Below are 16,452 nucleotides of genomic sequence, written 5' to 3' on the forward strand. Positions count from 1 at the left end.
TACCCGAAACTAGAGGCCGCGGTGCAGGGCCGGGACGCTCTTCATCAACGCCACGCCGTGCTCCTCGTTGGCGATGAAGCCCTGCCGGCCCGCCTCGCAGACATCACCGAACACGCTCATCCAGCCCCCGACAACCTTCGCAGCATTCGGCAACGTCCTGGCTGTCATCGCCGCAATCGCGGCCATCGCCGGATCAGCCCCCGCAGGTGCCGCACCGCTAGCTGCGCTTTCGCCCCGAATCGCGCTGGCCAACTCCTGCACCTGCGGACGTAACCGCTCCAAGGCCTCCAAGTCAGCCTTAATCCGACCCGCCACCCGTGTCCCCTTCACGCAGCCAGCAGCCACATAACTGACCCCACCGTACAACAGCGGCCCTCGAGCCGTGCACTGTGTTAGCTGAAAAGACGACTGTCCGCACAATTAGCGCCCGCGCTCTGGCATGCACAGAGTGAGCCAACCCTCACGATGTGGACGCCCTTGTGACCGCCGCGCACATCTACTGCGGACGGCAGACCGATGAAACACGTCAGGCCCCCTCGAAAGGGGGCCTGACTGCTGTGGCGGGTACAGGATTCGAACCTGTGTAGGCGTAAGCCGACGGATTTACAGTCCGCTCCCATTGGCCGCTCGGGCAACCCGCCTTATCAGACGATGCAGGATACAACGATAGGGTCGGGCTAACGCAAACCGACTGGATACGGAACGTACGAGGACCAGAAAGAGGAGCAGTCATGGCGGATTCATCATTCGACATCGTGAGCAAGATCGACCGGCAGGAGGTCGACAACGCGCTGAACCAGGCGGCCAAGGAGCTGGCCACGCGATTCGACTTCCGTGGGACCGACACCACTATCGCCTGGAAAGGTGACGAGGCCATCGAGCTGGTGAGCTCCACCGAGGAGCGCCTGAAGGCGGCCGTCGACGTCTTCAAGGAGAAGCTGATCCGGCGGGACATCAGCATGAAGGCCTTCGATGCGGGCGATCCCGCCCCCAGTGGCAAGACCTACCGGCTCACCGGAACCCTCAAGCAGGGCATCGATGCCGAGAACGCCAAGAAGATCAACAAGCTCATCCGCGACGAGGGCCCCAAGGGCGTCAAGTCGCAGGTGCAGGGCGAGGAGATCCGGGTGTCGAGCAAGAAGCGCGACGATCTGCAGGCCGTCCAGGCCCTATTGAAGGGCTCCGATCTCGATATTGCATTGCAGTTCGTCAACTACCGGTAGCAGGATCGGTCGATGATCCCCGCTGTCTCGCCATCACACCTAATCGGCTTCGTGATCGTTGCGTACGCCCTCATCGTGATTCCGGGCCCCAGCGTCCTGTTTTCCGTCGGCCGCTCACTTAGCCTGGGCCGCCGCTCGGGCCTCATGAGCGTCCTCGGTAATACGGCGGGCACTGCCGTGTTCGTGGTGCTGGCGACAGCCGGGCTGGGCGCCCTGCTCACAGCCTCCTCATGGGCGCTGACAGCGGTGAAGCTGACTGGTGCCGTATACCTCATCTACCTTGGCGTGCAAGCAATTCGGAACCGAAAATCACTCAACGAGGCATTGAACGCAAAACAGCCCACGGTAGGACGGCAGCGAGTCTTCCGACAAGGCTTCATCGTCGGCATGACCAACCCGAAGACTGCGCTGTTCTTCGCCGCGGTGCTGCCGCAGTTCGCCGATCCGGCCGCGGGCTCGGTGCCGGTACAGATCTTCGTCTTCGGCATCGTGTTCGTTGCGATGGCTCTCGTCTCGGACAGTCTGTGGGCGCTGCTGGCCAGCACCGCTCGTAACTGGTTCGCCCGTTCGCCGCGGCGTTTGGAAGCTCTAGGCGGCGCGGGAGGCCTCATGATCGTCGGCCTGGGCGCAGGAGTGGCGGTCTCGGGCGCCCGCGCCTAGCGGGCCTGCGCGCACTCTCGAAGCAGTTCGGCGAGCAGCGCGCGGTCGGGCCGGTACGGGGTATTGAAACCCAACCGGTGCACCAGATCGCCGTAACAGGCCTGTAATTCGCGCGCACCCTGCGCGGTGTCGGTCACGGTGACCGCCGCAATATCGACGAACTCGTCGTCGATCAGGTTCGTCATCGCATCCCATTCACCTTCTTTGGAAAGCTCTTTCAGTCTCGGGCCAACCTCTGCCCGGCCATGCAATTCCAGGATCGGCCAGTACGCGGGGGTGGATCCATAAAAGGCGAGCTGTTTGCGTACCGCCGCGCGGGCACCGGACAGCTCGGCGTCGTCACGCCCGATGACGATCATCGGCGAGTGGTGGATCTGAATGTCGGCGACCGTCTTTCCGGATTTCTCCGCGCCCCGCGCCAATGTCGGAAGGGTGATCTGCGCGAGGTACTCGGGTGTGCAGAACGGGTGCGACAGGAATCCGTCCGCCACCTCGCCGGCCACCTCGGTCATCCCGATACCGACACCGGCCAGCCAGATAGGTGGCGGGCCAAAGGCGCTCACCTCACCCGGATCGGGCATGAACATCGGCGTCATGAGGGTGTTCTGGTAGAACTCGCCGCGATAGTCCAGGCGGCCACGCTCCTGCCACGACTGCCAGATGGCGCGCACAGCCAGCACCATATCCCGCATCCTCGCCGCAGGACTGCCCCACGGCATGCCGAACCGGCGGGTGATATGCGGTTTGATCTGCGTACCGAGCCCCAGCATGAATCGCCCGCCCGAGTACGCCTGCAAGTCCCAGCCAATAGTGGCCAGCAGCATCGGATTACGCGCGAACGCGACCGCGATCGAGGTGCCGAGGGTCACGCCCTCCGTGTGCTCGGCGGCCAGCAGTAGAGGCAGAAAGGGGTCGTGCGCGCCCTCGAACGTCCAGATACCGGAGTACCCGGCCGCCTCGGCCTCGGCAGCGTCGGCAGCCATGGCGGTCAACCCGGTCGTGAGCGTTACATCGATCAGCACCGCACTCATATTGCCGAAGTCCATATTCGGGGCGCACTGGGCCCATACCCTGGCGGGCATGGCAGCACTTCGTGAACCACAAGTCGTCGTCCTCGGGGGCGGATCCTGGGGCACCACGGTGGCGTCGATTGTGGCGCGTCGCAGCCCCACCCTGCAGTGGGCCCGCTCGCCGGAGACCGTGGCCGATATCAATGAACGGCACCGCAATTCGCGATATCTCACCGACGAGGTAGAGCTCACCGAAAGCCTGCGCGCCACCTCGGACTTGCACGAGGCCATCGAGCGGGCCGACGTGGTGATCATGGGGGTTCCCTCGCACAGCTTCCGCGAGGTGCTCACCGAGATCGGGCAATCGCTGCGTCCGTGGGTGCCGATCGTCTCGCTGGTCAAGGGCCTCGAGCAAGGCTCGCGGATGCGGATGTCACAGATCATCGAGGAAGTACTGCCCGGGCACCCGGCAGGCATCCTGGCCGGGCCCAATATCGCCAAGGAGGTGGCCCGTGGGTATGCGGCCGCCGGCGTTGTCGCGATGCCCGATCAGCATCAGGCAGCGAGGCTCGGGGAGCTTTTCCGCACGTCACGTTTTCGCGTGTACAGCACCAACGACGTGGTGGGTGTGGAAATGGCGGGCGCCCTCAAGAACGTCTTCGCCATCGCCAGCGGCATGGGTTACGCGATCGGGATCGGCGAGAACACCCGCGCCATGGTGATCGCGCGGGCGCTGCGGGAGATGACCAAACTCGGTGTGGCCATGGGCGGCAACCCCGAGACGTTCCCGGGCCTGGCGGGTCTGGGCGACCTCATCGTCACCTGCACGAGCGCCAGCAGCCGCAACCGGCACGTGGGTGAGGAGATTGGTAAGGGCAAAACCATCGACGAGATCATCCAGGCGATGAACCAGGTGGCCGAGGGTGTCAAGGCGTCGTCGGTGGTGATGACCCTCGCCGACGAGTACGGCATCCAGATGCCGATCGCCCGCGAGGTCGACGGGGTGATCAACCACGGCTCGACGGTGGAACAGGCCTACCGTGGGCTCATGGCGGCAACGCCAGGCCATGAGGTCCATGGCACCGGATTTTGATCAGGCCGGCAAGTACTCGGGCTTCACCACATCACGCAGCTCCGACAGCGCCACCCGGCTCTGCATCGGCCCCTCGGCATACGCCGCCACCTGGTAGGGCTCGAAGGAGAACAGCAACGCATCACCGTCGAGCGAGAGGTTCTTGAAGTTCCCGGTCTCCGGAACCGTTCCGGTGTCCACGAATTCGGTTCCCACACCGCCGAGTTGCGCGCGCAGATCGCTGCGGACCAGCGCGGAGATCTTGGGCAGCGCCTTCGCGGGATCGATCAGCAGCGCACCCAGGGTGATGGCCTGTTTGGTGGTGCGGTCGAAGGTAAGGGTGCGAAACGCGAATCCCGGGTGATAGCCGCCCAGTGACTCGCTGATCGAGAACCGGACCCCGTCGGTCGGATGCACGCCCTTGCCCTGATACGCGTCAAAGGTGACGTTGAGCGCCCACGGCTTGCCCTCGGGCGGCGCCCCCGCCCGCTCGACGGACTTGCGGAAACTGGCCCGGATGTCCGCCACCAGCTCGTCGACCCCCTTCTGCAACTCGGGAAACGACGAATCCCATTGGACGGGAATGAGCAGGTGTTGTGTGGCCTGCGGCGTGACCTCGTCGATGACGCAGCCTTGTGCGGCATCCCAGCGACCGCCGTGTTTGGGACATGCGGGCGCGGCGGCCGGATCGATCGTGGCGCTAGGGGCCGGCGTGGTCGCGCTGCTGGATTCCTGAGTAGGCGTGTCTCTGGGCGCTTCTCCCCTATCGCAGCCGACGAGGACGATGCCGCACAGGGCGGCGACCAGCAGGTACCCAGGACGCATGGAACCAATCTAACCGGCCGGCTAGGTGGTGTAGCTGCCGCCCGGACCGACCACGAAGCCGTTCTGGAAGCGGTTGTTGACACAGGTCAGCGTGCCGGCACCGTCCAAGCCACAGCTGACCTCGCGGTAACTCAGGCGATGGCCCGGCGGTAGGGGTTTGAAGGATTCGCCGCCGATGCCGTAGATCGGCCGGTCGGTACTGGCGAAACCCGGAGCGTTACTGCCGCTGACGAGGTTCGCCTCGTTCGGCGCCCCGGGCAGCGGGCCACTGCAGCCGTAGCTGGCGTCGGCGCGCTTGATCAGACATGAGATCCCGCCGGGGATGGTGAAACCGTATGCCGTGTCCGCCATGATGCTGTACTCCAACGGCGACACCGCGGTAAACCCGTTGACGTTCGGAAGCCCGGACGGGTCAAGCGGATTCGGGGTGTCCGGGTCGGCGGAGGCCACACCCGCCAGCAGGACGGCGGCGACCGCGCTGGTCAAAGCGCCAAGGATGGGCATGCTACGCATCCCGTGACCATATCCAAGATCGCGCGCAATCTCGCGTCTACTGGTCAAAGACGATATCGACGCTATCGGTGACCGGAACGGCCTGACAGGCGAGGGTCAGCCCCATGGCGAGGTCGGCGTCGACCAGGGTGTCGTTGCGGAGCATCCGCACCTCGCCGCGGCGCACCGTGCAGGCACAGGCGCTGCACGCGCCTTCGCGGCAGGAGTACGGCGCGTCGATGCCCTGGGCAAGCAGCACGTCGAGCAGCGGGGTGTTCCTGGGCCACGTGACGGTGACCTGTGTGCCGTCGAGTTCCACGCTCGCCTGGGCGGCATCTTCACCACCGGCCCGCGGGACCACGATGTCGGCAAACGGGTCGCCGGTCAGCGACTGGTAGAGCTCGACATGAATGTGATTGGCGGGCATGCCGACGCTCGACAGCGCGGCGCGGGCGCCGTCCATGAAGGGCGCCGGACCGCAGATGTACGTGCTGTAGCGCGTATAGGCGGCGAACAGCTCGGCCATGGCTTCGCGGGTGGGCAGTCCGCGTTCGGCTTCGAGCCAGTGCACAACCCGCAGCCGGTCCGGGAATTCCACCATGATCTCGTCGATCTCGGCACCGAAGATGACGCTGTGCTCGTCCCTGTTGGCGTAGAAGAGATAGACCGTGCCCGCACCGCCGAGCAGGACCGACTTGGCTATGGACAGCATCGGGGTGATGCCGCTGCCCGCCGCGATCAGTAAGAAGTCGCCGTCCAGCGAGCGCGGGACGAACACCCCGGAAGGGGTGAGCACGGTGATGCGGTCTCCGACAACGACGTTGTCACACAGCCAGTTCGACGCATACCCGCCATCTGTACGTTTGACGGTGACCACGAGGTCGTCATCGAGATGCGGCGAGCTGGACAACGAATAGCAGCGGGCCACCGAGCCCGTCTGTTCGCTGGGAATTTTCAGCGTGAGGAATTGGCCCGGCCGGTAGCGGAAGGCATGCGCGAGCGCGTCCGGCACTTCGAACACCAGGGAGACCGCATCGCCTGTCTCCTTGATGATCTCGACGACCTCCAGTGAATGAACGTGGGGGTTGCCGGTCACGGTGGACGTATCGGGCGAGATGGTATCTGTCATCGACGGCTGCCTAGAGCTCGATACCGAAGCGGCCCGCGATCTTCTTGCCGATTCCGTACTTGCCGATGCCGTAGAAGGGTGCCATCAGATCCCCGTAGCGCGGTCCGATGATGCGCGGTATCGCGTCGAACACCCGGGCATCGGGACCGATCAATACGCGGGGCCGATTCTTTTCGACTCCCCGCAGAATGATCCGGGCCGCCGAGTCCGGCCGGGTGATCGCCGCGAGCTGGAAGCCCTTTCGGACGGTTTCCCGGTCTACGCCCTCCGGGATACCACGCGCGCTCGATGCGATGTTGGTCTTGATCCCGCCGGGGTGCACACAGGTGACGCCCACGGGATACTTCGCCGCCCGGATCTCCTGACGCAGCGCCTCGGTGAAGCCGCGAACAGCGAATTTCGCTGCGTTGTAGGCACTCTGAGAAGGTATGCCCATAAATCCGAACACCGACGACACGTTGATGATGTGGCCGTCGCCCGATTCGATGAGGTGTGGCAGGAATGCCTTGGTGCCGTGCGCAACACCCCAGAAGTTGATATTCATCAACCAGTCGAAGTCGTCCCATTCCATGTCTGTGACATCCGCCGAAAGCGCCACCCCGGCGTTGTTGAACACCAGGTTGACCTGACCGAACTCGTTCTTGACATCGGCGGCATGGGCATACACGGCGGCCCGGTCGGCAACGTCGAGTTCGAAGGGAATGGCGGTGGCACCGGCCTTCTCGCAGCGCCCGGCGGTATCGGCTACCCCGGCGGTGTCGATATCCGAGAGCGCCAGGCGCGCCCCGCGCTGTGCCAGCGTCAGGGCCAGGCTGCGGCCGATACCCGAACCGGCACCGGTTATTACGGCGACCTTGTTATCGAAGTCTTTCATCGTTTTCTCGCTTCTGTTGGGGCGGGTGGCTAGTTCGCGGCCATACTCGGCGAGGTCTGCCGGGGACCGTCTGCGAGCGGAACGGTCTTGCGTACGGCCGGGCGCACCGCGCCCTCGAACGCGTACTCAGTGGGATCCACTTTTCTTGTCTGCGACCAGTATTCGAAGGTGAATCCCGACCACAGCGTCCGATTCTTGCCATGCTCGTCCAAGTACCAGCTCTGGCAGCCACCGTTGTTCCAGACCGAGCCCTGCAGCTTGCGCTGGACCTCGGCGTTGAACCGGTCTTGAGCTTCCCGGGTGGGCACGATCGCCTGGGCGTAGGCCTCGTCGATGCGTTTGATCGCCTCGGTGACGTAGTGGATCTGCGACTCGATCATGAACACGATCGAGTTGTGACCCAACCCGGTATTGGGGCCCAAGAGGAAGAAGAGATTAGGCATGCCCGCGATGGTGATTCCGCGGTGGGCGGTGACACCCTCCCGTGACCAACGGTCACCGAGGTCCTCCCCGTTCTGGCCCTTCAGATCCAGGTACTTGTACGAGTCGGTGACGTGAAAGCCGGTGCCGAAGATAATGGCGTCGACCTTGCGCTCTGTCCCGTCGCTGGTGACGACGCCGTCGGCAGTCACCCGTGCGATGGACTCGGTGACCAATTCCGTCTTCGGGTTCTCGATGGCCTTGTAGTACGTCGCCGACCCCAGGAGTCGTTTGCATCCGGCGCGGTAATCGGGTGTGACCTTCCGGCGTACCTCCGGATCCGAGATCTGGCTCTTGATGTACGCACGGCCCAGCAGCTCAACACCTTTGAGTAGGGCGGGCCGACGGTTCATCGCGTACGCACCGGCTTCTGCGCCGAAGTACATGCCGCTGCGGAACAGCGCACGCAAACCCGGGATGTTCGCAAACGCCCGCTTGGCCACCGGGCCGAATTCGACATTGGTGCGTGGCAATACCCACGGTGCGGTGCGCTGGAACAGCTTCAGTTCACCGACCTTGCCGACGATCTCAGGAACGAACTGAATGGCGCTGGCACCGGTGCCGATAACGGCAACCTTCTTGCCTGCCAGGTCGTATTCATGGTTCCACTGCGCGGAATGAAAGACCGGCCCCGCGAAGCGGTCCAGACCCTCGATCTCCGGGATGCTGGGGATGTGCAGCGCACCAACACCGGAGATGAGGAATTGACAGATGTACTCCTGCCCACTCTCGGTGAACACATGCCAGCGGTACTCGCTCTCATCCCAGTACCCGCGGGTGACGCGCGTGTTGAAGGTGACGTGCCGGTACAGACCGTATTTGGCGGAGACTTCCTTGAGATAGTCGAAGATCTCGGGCTGCCGGGAGAAGAGCTGTTCCCAGTTCGAGCGCGGCTCGAAAGAGAACGAATACAGGTGGGTGGGCACATCGCAGGCCGCACCGGGATAGGTGTTGTCGCGCCAGGTGCCGCCCATCTCACCGGCCTTCTCCAGGATGCGAAAGGGCACCCCCATCTTCTGCAGCGCGATCCCCGCGCCGATACCCGAGAAGCCGGTGCCGACAATCAGCGCACGGATACGGATGGGCTCCGATGGGCTGCTTTCCGTCACAGTGTCGGGCTGGCGCTCTTCGGGCGGGGTATCGATAGCAGTCATGTGGCGCAATCGCTTTCTATTTCGGAGGTGGACCCTTGACACGGCAGAACTGGCTCATTGCCGCCGGCAACGAGCCAGTTTCTTGCCGCGCTTACCGCGCCTTGATCTCGGCCAGGATGTCATCCGGCATCGCCCGCGACATCCGCAACAGTCGGCCGGTGAATTTGCCGTCCAAGAAACCGATCTCGTGCATGAAGCGCATCAGCGGCTCCGAAACCCACGTTGCGTTCTCGCGATAGTGCGGTGACGTCAGGAAGGCAAAGAGGCCGCGGAGGGGGTGAATACCCACCGACCGGTAAACCTTGGGGTTGAAGAGCACTGGATAGATACCGATCACCGAGAGAGCGAAGACCCCTCGGTGGAACGCGTTGGAGACCGGCCCCCGCTCCGCGATCTGCCGCACCAGTTCCTCACGCGCATAAGTGATATGCCGCGCTTCTTCCAGCACGTGAATCTTCATGAGCTGACGAGCATGCGGCTGCACCGTCTCATCCATCATCGTCTCCCGCTGCGCGCGGTCCAGCACCTCCTCGACCAGCAGCAGCGTGCCAAGCCCTGAAGGGCCCAGCGGCACCAAACCGAGGAGCCGGATGACGCGCGTTGCGAACTTCGGATAGGTGTACGGCTCGATGCCGAGCTTGTTCACCAGGCGGCCAAACATGGTGGAGTGCCGCGCTTCCTCGCTGATCTCGGTCAACGCGTAACGGCCGTGATCGGTCGCTCCCCCGTTCTGCTCGACAACCTGCCGCCACAACATGGCGCTGAGACCGGTCTCGACGTAGATGCCGAAGCTCAATACGGAGCCGAGCTCATGGCGCGTGAGTTCGATGCGCTGATCCTGAGTCAGCTTGTCCCACAGCTTGGTGCCGTACAGCGATGTCCGGCGCGGCGTGGCCCAGTACAAGCCGGGCACCACCGGGGCGTCCCAGTCGATGTCAACCTCGCCGTCGTAGGCACGCTCAGCTGCCGAGCGCAGCAGTCGTTGCGCCGTCTTTTGCCGGTCGCCCACGGTCTTACCCCGTACCGAGGAGGCTCCCGCCTCATGTAGGGCCGTCGGTTGGTCGATGGTCGTCATTGATCCCGCCCTTCAGTTTTATGCATTACTTCTAGTACCGGCTACTTTTAGTTTCATTCTCATGCCGGCGTTTGTCAATCCCCCGGCAAGGTCACACGAGGCCGCGACCGCCGAGAATCGCCCGTGCAGCACTGGTTCTGAACATCCCCGCGTCCTGGGCGACGTCGAAATATCGCCGCAGCAACACCGCGTTCCGGTGGCGGGCATTCTTGCTCCGGGCGGCCGCCCTGCGACCCGCCCGCTCGGTCAGACCCACGCTGCGGTACACCTGCGGACGCACGACCAACGACGTCGCCAACACCGTCAGCAGCGCGGCTGCGACGTCGGCCATGGCCGGCGGGAGATACCTGCGCGCGTCCACGGCGCGGTACAGCTCATCCTCGGCGAACTCAAGCTGACGGCGGCACACCAGAACACAGATCTTCGCTACCTGCCGGACCACGGGCTGGGCCTGCTCGTCGGCCTCGAGCTCGCACATCAACTGATGAATCATCCTCTGGAGCAGCAGAATGAATACGCGACCGAGCGGACCGTGCGGAATGAGCGGCACGAAGAACCGCTGGAGGCGTTGCACCGCCATCGGGGCGGGCTGGAGCTCTAATCCCGTCTTGTTGATCAGCCGGCCGACCATGGTGGCGTTACGGCTGATGTCGCGAACACTGGCCAAGAGGAAACGGGTGTAATCATCGGCCAGGGTGTTGCCCTCGATAACGTCGCGGAACATCAGCGACGCAAGCGCACCCTGGGCATCCATGACGAAGCTCAGCAGACTGACCAGCTCCTGGCGCGCCAATTCGCCGCGCTGCCCAGCCGAAAGCACATCCCATTGCGGGGTGCCGTAGAGCGATACCCGCTGGGCGGCCAGCCAGTGCTTCCCCGAGTCCAGGGGCGCATCCCAGTCGATATCCAACTCGGGGTCATAGCTGAGCTCTGTCGCCTCGAAGAGCAGCCTGCGGGCCGTCTTGAGCCGATCACCTACCCGGCGCCGGCGCGCAGGAACCCCGCCGTCGACCGTGGTGGCCGGGGTGAAGTCGTAGTCGGTGTAGTTGATGTCTTTATAACTGCTGGACGCCACGTCATCGCCTTCTGGTCAGCCAAGATGAAATATCCGTATCCATAAGTATGGGGTACTCTTTGTTACGCATATGTCAGCGAGTTTGTCGGGACGGCGTCCCGATTGTCAAGAGGCCACCAGGCCGGACGGAGAATCATGAGCCTTCCCCGACACGACGACACCAATAGCGTCTTCACCCACAGCCCGCATGACGATTCGGACTACATCGGCGAGGCCACCGTGACCGTTCGTGGTGTCGAGGTCCCGGTCGAGCTGGAGCTCAAGGGGTACAGCGAGCCGATCGACGGTATTTTCCGGTGGATAGGACGCATCAGGCCGAACGAACAGCTGACCGCGATAATCGGTGATGAGGCACGCGTGAAAGCCACGATCCGCACCTCCCACAGCGCCCGGGATGCCTTCATCGGCGATCCCGACCCATGGAAGCGGTACCGGGTGATCGGGAAGAGCACTCCCCCGTTCCACGTCCCCACCGATCTCACGGAAGTCGAAGCGGAATAAGGACTTTCGCCTCACCGCCGCCGAGCGCGAATCAGCGCGACGAGTTCACGCTCAGCCTCGTGCAGTGGCTGCACCGAGCGCGCCACCCGCGCCTGTAGCAGCGCCCCCTCGATCGCGCTGACAATTAGCGACGCCACGCCGTCTGCGCCGTCGACCACGCCCGAGTCCCGCAATGAATCCTCTAGCTGGGCCCGCATCCCCAGGAACGCATCGTGGGCCGCGGTCCGGATCTGCTCCTCACCCGGACCCGCGAGCGCGGCCGCCGCGTGAGGGCATCCGGTGTCGAAGTCGTGGGTCTGCAGCTGATTTGTCCACCACTTGATGAATTTGGCGAGGACATACTCGACATCTCCGCGGGCCCGCAAAGCGCCAAGGAACGCGTTGGCTTGCGCCGAGGCCTCCCGCTCGGCCTCGGCAAGGAGCTCCCCCTTGCCCTCTGGGAAGTGCTGGTAGATGGAGTTGCGCGCGGTGCCGCTGCGTTTGAGCAGGTCAGCAAGGCCCGTGGCATGCACCCCGCGTTCGCGCATCATGACGATCGCGCTGTCGATCAGACGCTGCCGTGGACCCGTCGTCACCTCGGCCTCCTCACTCGATATGGACCAGTCGGTCCATCGCCTGCTACCGTCGTATGGACCAATCAGTCTACGCGGAAGGGTGGCCATGACCACGGAAATCGAGAACCTGACCGGACTCGAGCTGCTGCGCAGCATGGGCGGGAAGTCTGATGGGATGCCGCCCATCGGGCGTCTGCTCGGGATGCAGATGGAGGAGATCGAATTCGGCTCGGTGTCCTTCAGCGTGGTGACCCGGCCCGAGTTCGCCAATCCGCTCGGCACCCTGCACGGCGGGATCTGCGCGACGCTGCTCGACTCCGTGCTGGGCTGCGCCGTGCACTCCACTCTGGAGCCCGGGATCGGCTACGGGACACTCGAACTCAAGGTGAACTATGTCCGGACTGTCCCCACGGACGGCGAGCGGCTGGTCGCGACGGGCAACGTCCTGCATCCTGGCCGCCGGGTGGCAACGGCCGAGGGCAAGGTCGTCGACTCCCAGGGCAGGTTGGTAGCGCATGGCACCACCACGGTCATGGTGTACCGCTGATGAGCGCGAGCGAAGAAGCTCACACACTGATGAGGCCCGCCGACGACTTCCTGCGGGCCTCGGCGGCTATCGAAGCAATGATCGCGGCCGTGCGTCCAGACCAATGGGACGCCCCGACGCCCTGCACCGAGTGGAATCTGCGCCAGTTGGTGAACCACCTCGTCGAGGTGAACTACTCGCTGTCCGAGCGCTTCGGCGGGCCCAGCGGCGGCACTGACGGCGACCCCGTGGCGGCGTACCAGCAGTCAGCGCAAGCCTTGAGTGACGCACTGGCGCTTCCGGGTGTACTCGAGCAGAACTATCCCGGCCCGTTCGCACACACGACCGGCGACAAGCAGCTTGAGGTCCGCATGGCCGACCTGTTGACCCACGGCTGGGACCTGGCGCAGTCCGTCGGCGTTCCCGCGGACCTGCCCACCGACCTCGTCGAGAACGCAGTGGGCTTCGTCGAGAAGCTCTCCGGCGCCTTCGCGCGCTCCGGGAAGTTTGGCACTCCGCAGCCCGTCGCCGCGAACGCACCAGCACTCGAGAGGCTGGCCGCGCTCAGTGGGCGACCCGTCTAAGCAGCGTCGCCGGTTAGAAGCGGGCCATATCCTCAAGGCGCGCAATGCGATCAGCCATCGGCGGGTGCGTCGAGAACAGCGATGCCATGCGGTCGCCGGCCCGGAACGGGTTGGCGATCATCAGGTGCGACTGGCTGGCCAGCTGCGGTTCCGGTGGCAACGGCGCGGCCTGCACCCCGCCGGAAATCTTGCGCAGCGCGGAGGCCAATGCCAGCGGATCTCCGGTCAGTTCGGCACCGGACTGGTCGGCCTGATACTCCCGTGAACGGGATACCGCCATCTTCACGACCGTGGCGGCGATCGGACCCAGCATCGAAACCAGGAACAGTGCAAAGGGATTCGGACGGTTTTCGCCCCCACCGCCGAAGAAGTTCATGAGCATCGCCATATTGGCCAGCCCCGAAATGACGGCGGCCAGCGCACCAGCCACACTCGAGATCAGGATGTCGCGGTTATAGACGTGCGAGAGCTCGTGACCCAGCACCGCGCGCAGCTCACGCTCGGAGAGCAGATCGAGAATGCCGCTCGTGCAGCAGACCGCCGCATTTCGCGGATTACGGCCCGTGGCAAAGGCATTGGGTGCATTGGTGTCACTGATGTACAACCGCGGCATCGGCTGGCGCGCGACGGTCGCGAGCTCCCGGACGATCCGGTACATCGCGGGCTGCTGCAACTCCGTCACCGGCTGGGCGTGCATGGCACGCAGCGCCAAGGTGTCGCTCTTGAAGTACATGAACGCATTCATGCCGACGGCGAACACAATGGCCAGCAGCAGGATGCTCTTGCTGTGGAACAGCGAGCCGATGAACACAATCATCGCCGACATGCCGCCGAGCAGCAGCACTGTCTTGAGTCCATTGGCGTGGCCGTGCATGGTGTCCCTTCCCTCTAGCTGGTTCACCAAGCTAACGAAGGACAGTGCTCCTGGGTTCCGGACAGGTTGCCAGGTACCTAGCCGTGCCGGCGGACGGTGTATTCGATCAGCACGCCGAGCGCGTCGCGGGCGGCACCCGGGGGCAGTTCCACCAGTTCCGCCTTGGCGCGGTCGGCATATTCGACGACGACAGACTTCGCCGCCACGAGTCCATGGGAGGCCCGCAGCAGTGTCAACGCCTCCTCAACCTCGGCATCGTCCGTAATGGGCGCCGCCAGCAAGGTCCGCAGCCTGTCGGCGTCGGGGCCGGTATCACGCAAGGCGTACAGCATGGGCAGGGTGTGCACCCCCTCACGCAGATCCGTGCCGGGTGTCTTGCCCGACTCATCCGTAAGGCTCTCGATGTCGATGATGTCGTCGGAGATCTGGAACGCGGTCCCGACGATCGCACCCAGCCGGCTCAGCCGTTCGATCTGCTCGTCGTCGCACCGGGACGTCATCGCGCCGAACCGCCCCGCCGCCGCGATCAGTGATCCGGTCTTCTCGTGGATCACCTTGAGGTAGTGCTCGGTCTCATCGCCGCCCCCGGGTACCCCGACGGTTTCCCGCATCTGGCCGGTGACGAGTTCGGCGAAGGTCTCGGCGACGATCCGCACGGCCGTGGGGCCGAGCCGGGACACCAGCCGCGAGGCCGTGGCCAGCAGATAGTCCCCCGCAAGGATCGCCACGTTGTTACCCCACCGGGCGTTGGCGCTGGGCACGCCCCGACGCTTCTGCGCCTCGTCCATGACGTCGTCGTGGTACAGCGTGGCCAGGTGAATGAGCTCGCACACGGCGCCCGCGAGAATCACCTCGTCGTTGTCCGGATCCGGTCCGGTCTGGGCAGCAAGCACCGTGAACAGCGGGCGGAAGCGCTTACCGCCGGCATGGAAAAGATGCAGCACAGACTCCGTCAAGAGCGGATCGGACTGCCCCAGTTCGGACACGATGAGGGCTTCGATGGCGCCCAAATGGTCGCGCACCTTCGCGGCGAATACGGGATCGCCAAGATCAACTCCGGCCACCGTGGTCGAGTTACTCACCGGTCCAACATACTGGGAAGGTGCAGACCTCAGCGGACCTGGTCGTCGTCGGTGCCGGACCAGCCGGATCGGCGGCCGCGGCATGGGCCGCGCGATCCGGGCGTGAGGTGGTCCTGATCGACTCGGCGGTGTTCCCCCGGGACAAGACCTGCGGCGATGGGCTGACCCCCCGCGCCGTCGAACAACTTGAGCTACTCGGTCTCGGGCCATGGCTCGACGAACACATCCGATACCAGGGCCTGCGCCTGTACGGGTTTGGTGGAAATATCGAAGTTCCTTGGCCTGGGCCATCTTTCGGTGGCACTGGCAGTGCGGTGCGCCGCACCGAGCTGGACGACAAGATCCGGCAGGTGGCGGTGGACTCCGGGGCCAAGACGGCCGAGTCCACCAAGGCCGTTGACGTGGAACGCGATTCAGCGGGCCGAGTCACCTCCGTCCGGGTGCTCGACGACAGCGGGCCCGGCGAGATCGCTTGTAAGGCTGTCATTGTCGCCGATGGAGTGCGTTCCCCTCTCGGGAAAGTCCTCGGGCGTGAGTGGCATAAGGACACCGTGTTTGCCGTCGCGGGACGCGCGTATATCGAGTCGGCGCGCGGCGACGAGGAATGGATGACGTCGCACCTGGAGCTGCGTTCACCCGAGGGCCAGGTGCTACCCGGGTACGGCTGGATTTTCCCGTTGGGCGGCGGACAGATCAACATCGGTGTCGGCGCACTTGCCACCTCGAAACGCCCGGCTGATGCGGCGTTGCGTCCGCTCATCGAGTACTACGCCGAACTGCGGCGCGAGGACTTCGGGCTCAGTGGACGCCTGCACTCCATCGCCTCGGCGCTGCTGCCAATGGGCGGGGCGGTGTCGGGCGTCGCGGGCCCCAACTGGATGCTCATCGGCGACGCCGCGGCATGCGTCAATCCGCTCAACGGCGAGGGCATCGACTACGGGCTGGAGACCGGGCACCTGGCCGCCGAGGTTCTCGACGCCAACGACTACTCGCAGCTGTGGCCCGAGCTGCTACGGGACCGGTACGGCCGGTCGTTCTCGATTGCACGACGCCTTGCGGCGCTGCTGACACTCCCGCGCTTCCTGCCCCTCATGGGCCCGGTCGGCATGCGCTCTCCGGCGCTGATGCGAATTGCCGTACGACTCATGGGAAATCTTGTGACCGACGAGGACCATGACGCGATTGCTCGTGCCTGGCGGGCGGCGGGCGGCGGCTCACGCCGCCTCGACGCGCGTCCGCCGTTCAGCTGATATCCGCTCGCG

At 64.6% G+C, this 16,452-nt stretch carries 18 protein-coding genes, 1 tRNA gene and 1 pseudogene; 7 read left to right on the plus strand and 13 right to left on the minus strand.

The genetic code is table 11. The features are described 5' to 3' along the window. Positions 1-9: 9 nt before the first annotated feature. Together AC5Y5C_RS13570 and AC5Y5C_RS13575 are read right to left on the minus strand one after the other, a co-directional pair. A complete protein-coding gene (locus AC5Y5C_RS13570) occupies positions 10-315 on the minus strand; it encodes a hypothetical protein (RefSeq protein WP_499972828.1) in 306 nt (101 codons plus the stop codon). Positions 316-558: 243 nt separating this feature from the next. After that, positions 559-641 (minus strand) — tRNA-Tyr (locus AC5Y5C_RS13575). A 90-nt stretch (positions 642-731) separates the two neighbouring features. Here AC5Y5C_RS13575 and AC5Y5C_RS13580 point away from each other — a divergent pair. Then, complete coding sequence (locus AC5Y5C_RS13580) at positions 732-1,223, plus strand: YajQ family cyclic di-GMP-binding protein (protein ID WP_499972830.1); 492 nt, start codon at positions 732-734, stop codon at positions 1,221-1,223. Positions 1,224-1,235: 12 nt separating this feature from the next. After that, the gene (locus tag AC5Y5C_RS13585; RefSeq protein WP_499972833.1) at positions 1,236-1,883 is read left to right on the plus strand and encodes a LysE family translocator; all 648 of its coding nucleotides are present in this window, start codon (positions 1,236-1,238) and stop codon (positions 1,881-1,883) included. Here AC5Y5C_RS13585 and AC5Y5C_RS13590 read toward each other — a convergent pair. Then, complete coding sequence (locus AC5Y5C_RS13590) at positions 1,880-2,929, minus strand: TIGR03617 family F420-dependent LLM class oxidoreductase (protein ID WP_499973223.1); 1,050 nt, start codon at positions 2,927-2,929, stop codon at positions 1,880-1,882. The genes AC5Y5C_RS13585 and AC5Y5C_RS13590 overlap by 4 nt on opposite strands. Before the next feature lie 34 nt (positions 2,930-2,963). Here AC5Y5C_RS13590 and AC5Y5C_RS13595 point away from each other — a divergent pair, with 34 nt between their 5' ends. After that, a complete protein-coding gene (locus AC5Y5C_RS13595; protein WP_499972834.1) occupies positions 2,964-3,986 on the plus strand; it encodes an NAD(P)H-dependent glycerol-3-phosphate dehydrogenase in 1,023 nt (340 codons plus the stop codon). Here the strand turns inward: AC5Y5C_RS13595 and AC5Y5C_RS13600 are convergent, their stop codons facing one another. The 7 genes from AC5Y5C_RS13600 to AC5Y5C_RS13630 all read right to left on the minus strand — a co-directional run bounded on the left by AC5Y5C_RS13600 (position 3,987) and on the right by AC5Y5C_RS13630 (position 11,069). After that, positions 3,987-4,790, minus strand: a complete 804-nt coding sequence (locus AC5Y5C_RS13600; RefSeq protein WP_499972836.1) for an RsiV family protein — start codon at positions 4,788-4,790, stop codon at positions 3,987-3,989. Between the two features lie 21 nt (positions 4,791-4,811). Beyond that, positions 4,812-5,303, minus strand: a complete 492-nt coding sequence (locus AC5Y5C_RS13605) for a hypothetical protein (protein WP_499972837.1) — start codon at positions 5,301-5,303, stop codon at positions 4,812-4,814. Between the two features lie 37 nt (positions 5,304-5,340). After that, positions 5,341-6,411 (minus strand): 2Fe-2S iron-sulfur cluster-binding protein, encoded by a 1,071-nt coding sequence (locus tag AC5Y5C_RS13610; protein ID WP_499972840.1) that lies wholly within the window; start codon positions 6,409-6,411, stop codon positions 5,341-5,343. Between the two features lie 10 nt (positions 6,412-6,421). After that, positions 6,422-7,285 carry an SDR family NAD(P)-dependent oxidoreductase gene (locus AC5Y5C_RS13615; RefSeq protein ID WP_499972843.1) on the minus strand — a complete coding sequence of 288 codons (864 nt, stop codon included), beginning with the start codon at positions 7,283-7,285 and terminating at the stop codon, positions 6,422-6,424. Between the two features lie 29 nt (positions 7,286-7,314). Then, positions 7,315-8,919, minus strand: coding sequence for a flavin-containing monooxygenase (locus tag AC5Y5C_RS13620; RefSeq protein WP_499972845.1), 1,605 nt, complete (start codon positions 8,917-8,919; stop codon positions 7,315-7,317). 91 nt (positions 8,920-9,010) lie between these two features. After that, the gene (locus tag AC5Y5C_RS13625; protein ID WP_499972847.1) at positions 9,011-9,994 is read right to left on the minus strand and encodes an AurF N-oxygenase family protein; all 984 of its coding nucleotides are present in this window, start codon (positions 9,992-9,994) and stop codon (positions 9,011-9,013) included. A gap of 91 nt (positions 9,995-10,085) precedes the next feature. Further along, a complete protein-coding gene (locus AC5Y5C_RS13630; RefSeq protein ID WP_499972848.1) occupies positions 10,086-11,069 on the minus strand; it encodes a diiron oxygenase in 984 nt (327 codons plus the stop codon). Positions 11,070-11,204: 135 nt separating this feature from the next. On the opposite strand from AC5Y5C_RS13630, the gene AC5Y5C_RS13635 reads away from it, so the two are divergent. After that, positions 11,205-11,570: a DUF4873 domain-containing protein gene (locus tag AC5Y5C_RS13635; protein WP_499972850.1), complete on the plus strand. Its 366-nt coding sequence runs from the start codon at positions 11,205-11,207 to the stop codon at positions 11,568-11,570. A gap of 11 nt (positions 11,571-11,581) precedes the next feature. Here AC5Y5C_RS13635 and AC5Y5C_RS13640 read toward each other — a convergent pair. Next, positions 11,582-12,182 (minus strand): annotated as a pseudogene (locus AC5Y5C_RS13640) (TetR/AcrR family transcriptional regulator). Between the two features lie 48 nt (positions 12,183-12,230). On the opposite strand from AC5Y5C_RS13640, the gene AC5Y5C_RS13645 reads away from it, so the two are divergent. Beyond that, positions 12,231-12,671 carry a PaaI family thioesterase gene (locus AC5Y5C_RS13645; protein WP_499972852.1) on the plus strand — a complete coding sequence of 147 codons (441 nt, stop codon included), beginning with the start codon at positions 12,231-12,233 and terminating at the stop codon, positions 12,669-12,671. Beyond that, positions 12,671-13,234: a TIGR03086 family metal-binding protein gene (locus AC5Y5C_RS13650; RefSeq protein ID WP_499972854.1), complete on the plus strand. Its 564-nt coding sequence runs from the start codon at positions 12,671-12,673 to the stop codon at positions 13,232-13,234. The genes AC5Y5C_RS13645 and AC5Y5C_RS13650 overlap by 1 nt, the downstream gene beginning before the upstream one ends. 13 nt (positions 13,235-13,247) lie before the next feature. Here AC5Y5C_RS13650 and htpX read toward each other — a convergent pair whose 3' ends face one another. Together htpX and AC5Y5C_RS13660 are read right to left on the minus strand one after the other, a co-directional pair. After that, positions 13,248-14,108, minus strand: coding sequence for a zinc metalloprotease HtpX (gene htpX / locus AC5Y5C_RS13655; protein WP_499973226.1), 861 nt, complete (start codon positions 14,106-14,108; stop codon positions 13,248-13,250). Between the two features lie 77 nt (positions 14,109-14,185). After that, complete coding sequence (locus tag AC5Y5C_RS13660; protein WP_499973228.1) at positions 14,186-15,172, minus strand: polyprenyl synthetase family protein; 987 nt, start codon at positions 15,170-15,172, stop codon at positions 14,186-14,188. Positions 15,173-15,210: 38 nt separating this feature from the next. Here AC5Y5C_RS13660 and menJ point away from each other — a divergent pair, with 38 nt between their 5' ends. After that, positions 15,211-16,440: a menaquinone reductase MenJ gene (menJ, locus tag AC5Y5C_RS13665; protein ID WP_499972857.1), complete on the plus strand. Its 1,230-nt coding sequence runs from the start codon at positions 15,211-15,213 to the stop codon at positions 16,438-16,440. Positions 16,441-16,452: the final 12 nt, after the last annotated feature.

This window comes from Mycobacterium sp. NGS15 (assembly GCF_059813245.1).

What these genes read in the sequence shown, in the direction of transcription:
- AC5Y5C_RS13615 (WP_499972843.1), bottom strand. Translation starts at nt 7,285, where the DNA reads ATGAAAGACTTCGATAACAAGGTCGCCGTAATAACCGGTGCCGGTTCG.
- AC5Y5C_RS13600 (WP_499972836.1), bottom strand. Translation starts at nt 4,790, where the DNA reads ATGCGTCCTGGGTACCTGCTGGTCGCCGCCCTGTGCGGCATCGTCCTC.
- AC5Y5C_RS13595 (WP_499972834.1), top strand. Translation starts at nt 2,964, where the DNA reads ATGGCAGCACTTCGTGAACCACAAGTCGTCGTCCTCGGGGGCGGATCC.
- AC5Y5C_RS13625 (WP_499972847.1), bottom strand. Translation starts at nt 9,994, where the DNA reads ATGACGACCATCGACCAACCGACGGCCCTACATGAGGCGGGAGCCTCC.
- AC5Y5C_RS13605 (WP_499972837.1), bottom strand. Translation starts at nt 5,303, where the DNA reads ATGCGTAGCATGCCCATCCTTGGCGCTTTGACCAGCGCGGTCGCCGCC.
- AC5Y5C_RS13590 (WP_499973223.1), bottom strand. Translation starts at nt 2,929, where the DNA reads ATGGACTTCGGCAATATGAGTGCGGTGCTGATCGATGTAACGCTCACG.
- AC5Y5C_RS13610 (WP_499972840.1), bottom strand. Translation starts at nt 6,411, where the DNA reads ATGACAGATACCATCTCGCCCGATACGTCCACCGTGACCGGCAACCCC.
- AC5Y5C_RS13645 (WP_499972852.1), top strand. Translation starts at nt 12,231, where the DNA reads ATGACCACGGAAATCGAGAACCTGACCGGACTCGAGCTGCTGCGCAGC.
- AC5Y5C_RS13620 (WP_499972845.1), bottom strand. Translation starts at nt 8,919, where the DNA reads ATGACTGCTATCGATACCCCGCCCGAAGAGCGCCAGCCCGACACTGTG.
- AC5Y5C_RS13635 (WP_499972850.1), top strand. Translation starts at nt 11,205, where the DNA reads ATGAGCCTTCCCCGACACGACGACACCAATAGCGTCTTCACCCACAGC.
- AC5Y5C_RS13580 (WP_499972830.1), top strand. Translation starts at nt 732, where the DNA reads ATGGCGGATTCATCATTCGACATCGTGAGCAAGATCGACCGGCAGGAG.
- AC5Y5C_RS13585 (WP_499972833.1), top strand. Translation starts at nt 1,236, where the DNA reads ATGATCCCCGCTGTCTCGCCATCACACCTAATCGGCTTCGTGATCGTT.
- htpX (WP_499973226.1), bottom strand. Translation starts at nt 14,108, where the DNA reads ATGCACGGCCACGCCAATGGACTCAAGACAGTGCTGCTGCTCGGCGGC.
- AC5Y5C_RS13650 (WP_499972854.1), top strand. Translation starts at nt 12,671, where the DNA reads ATGAGCGCGAGCGAAGAAGCTCACACACTGATGAGGCCCGCCGACGAC.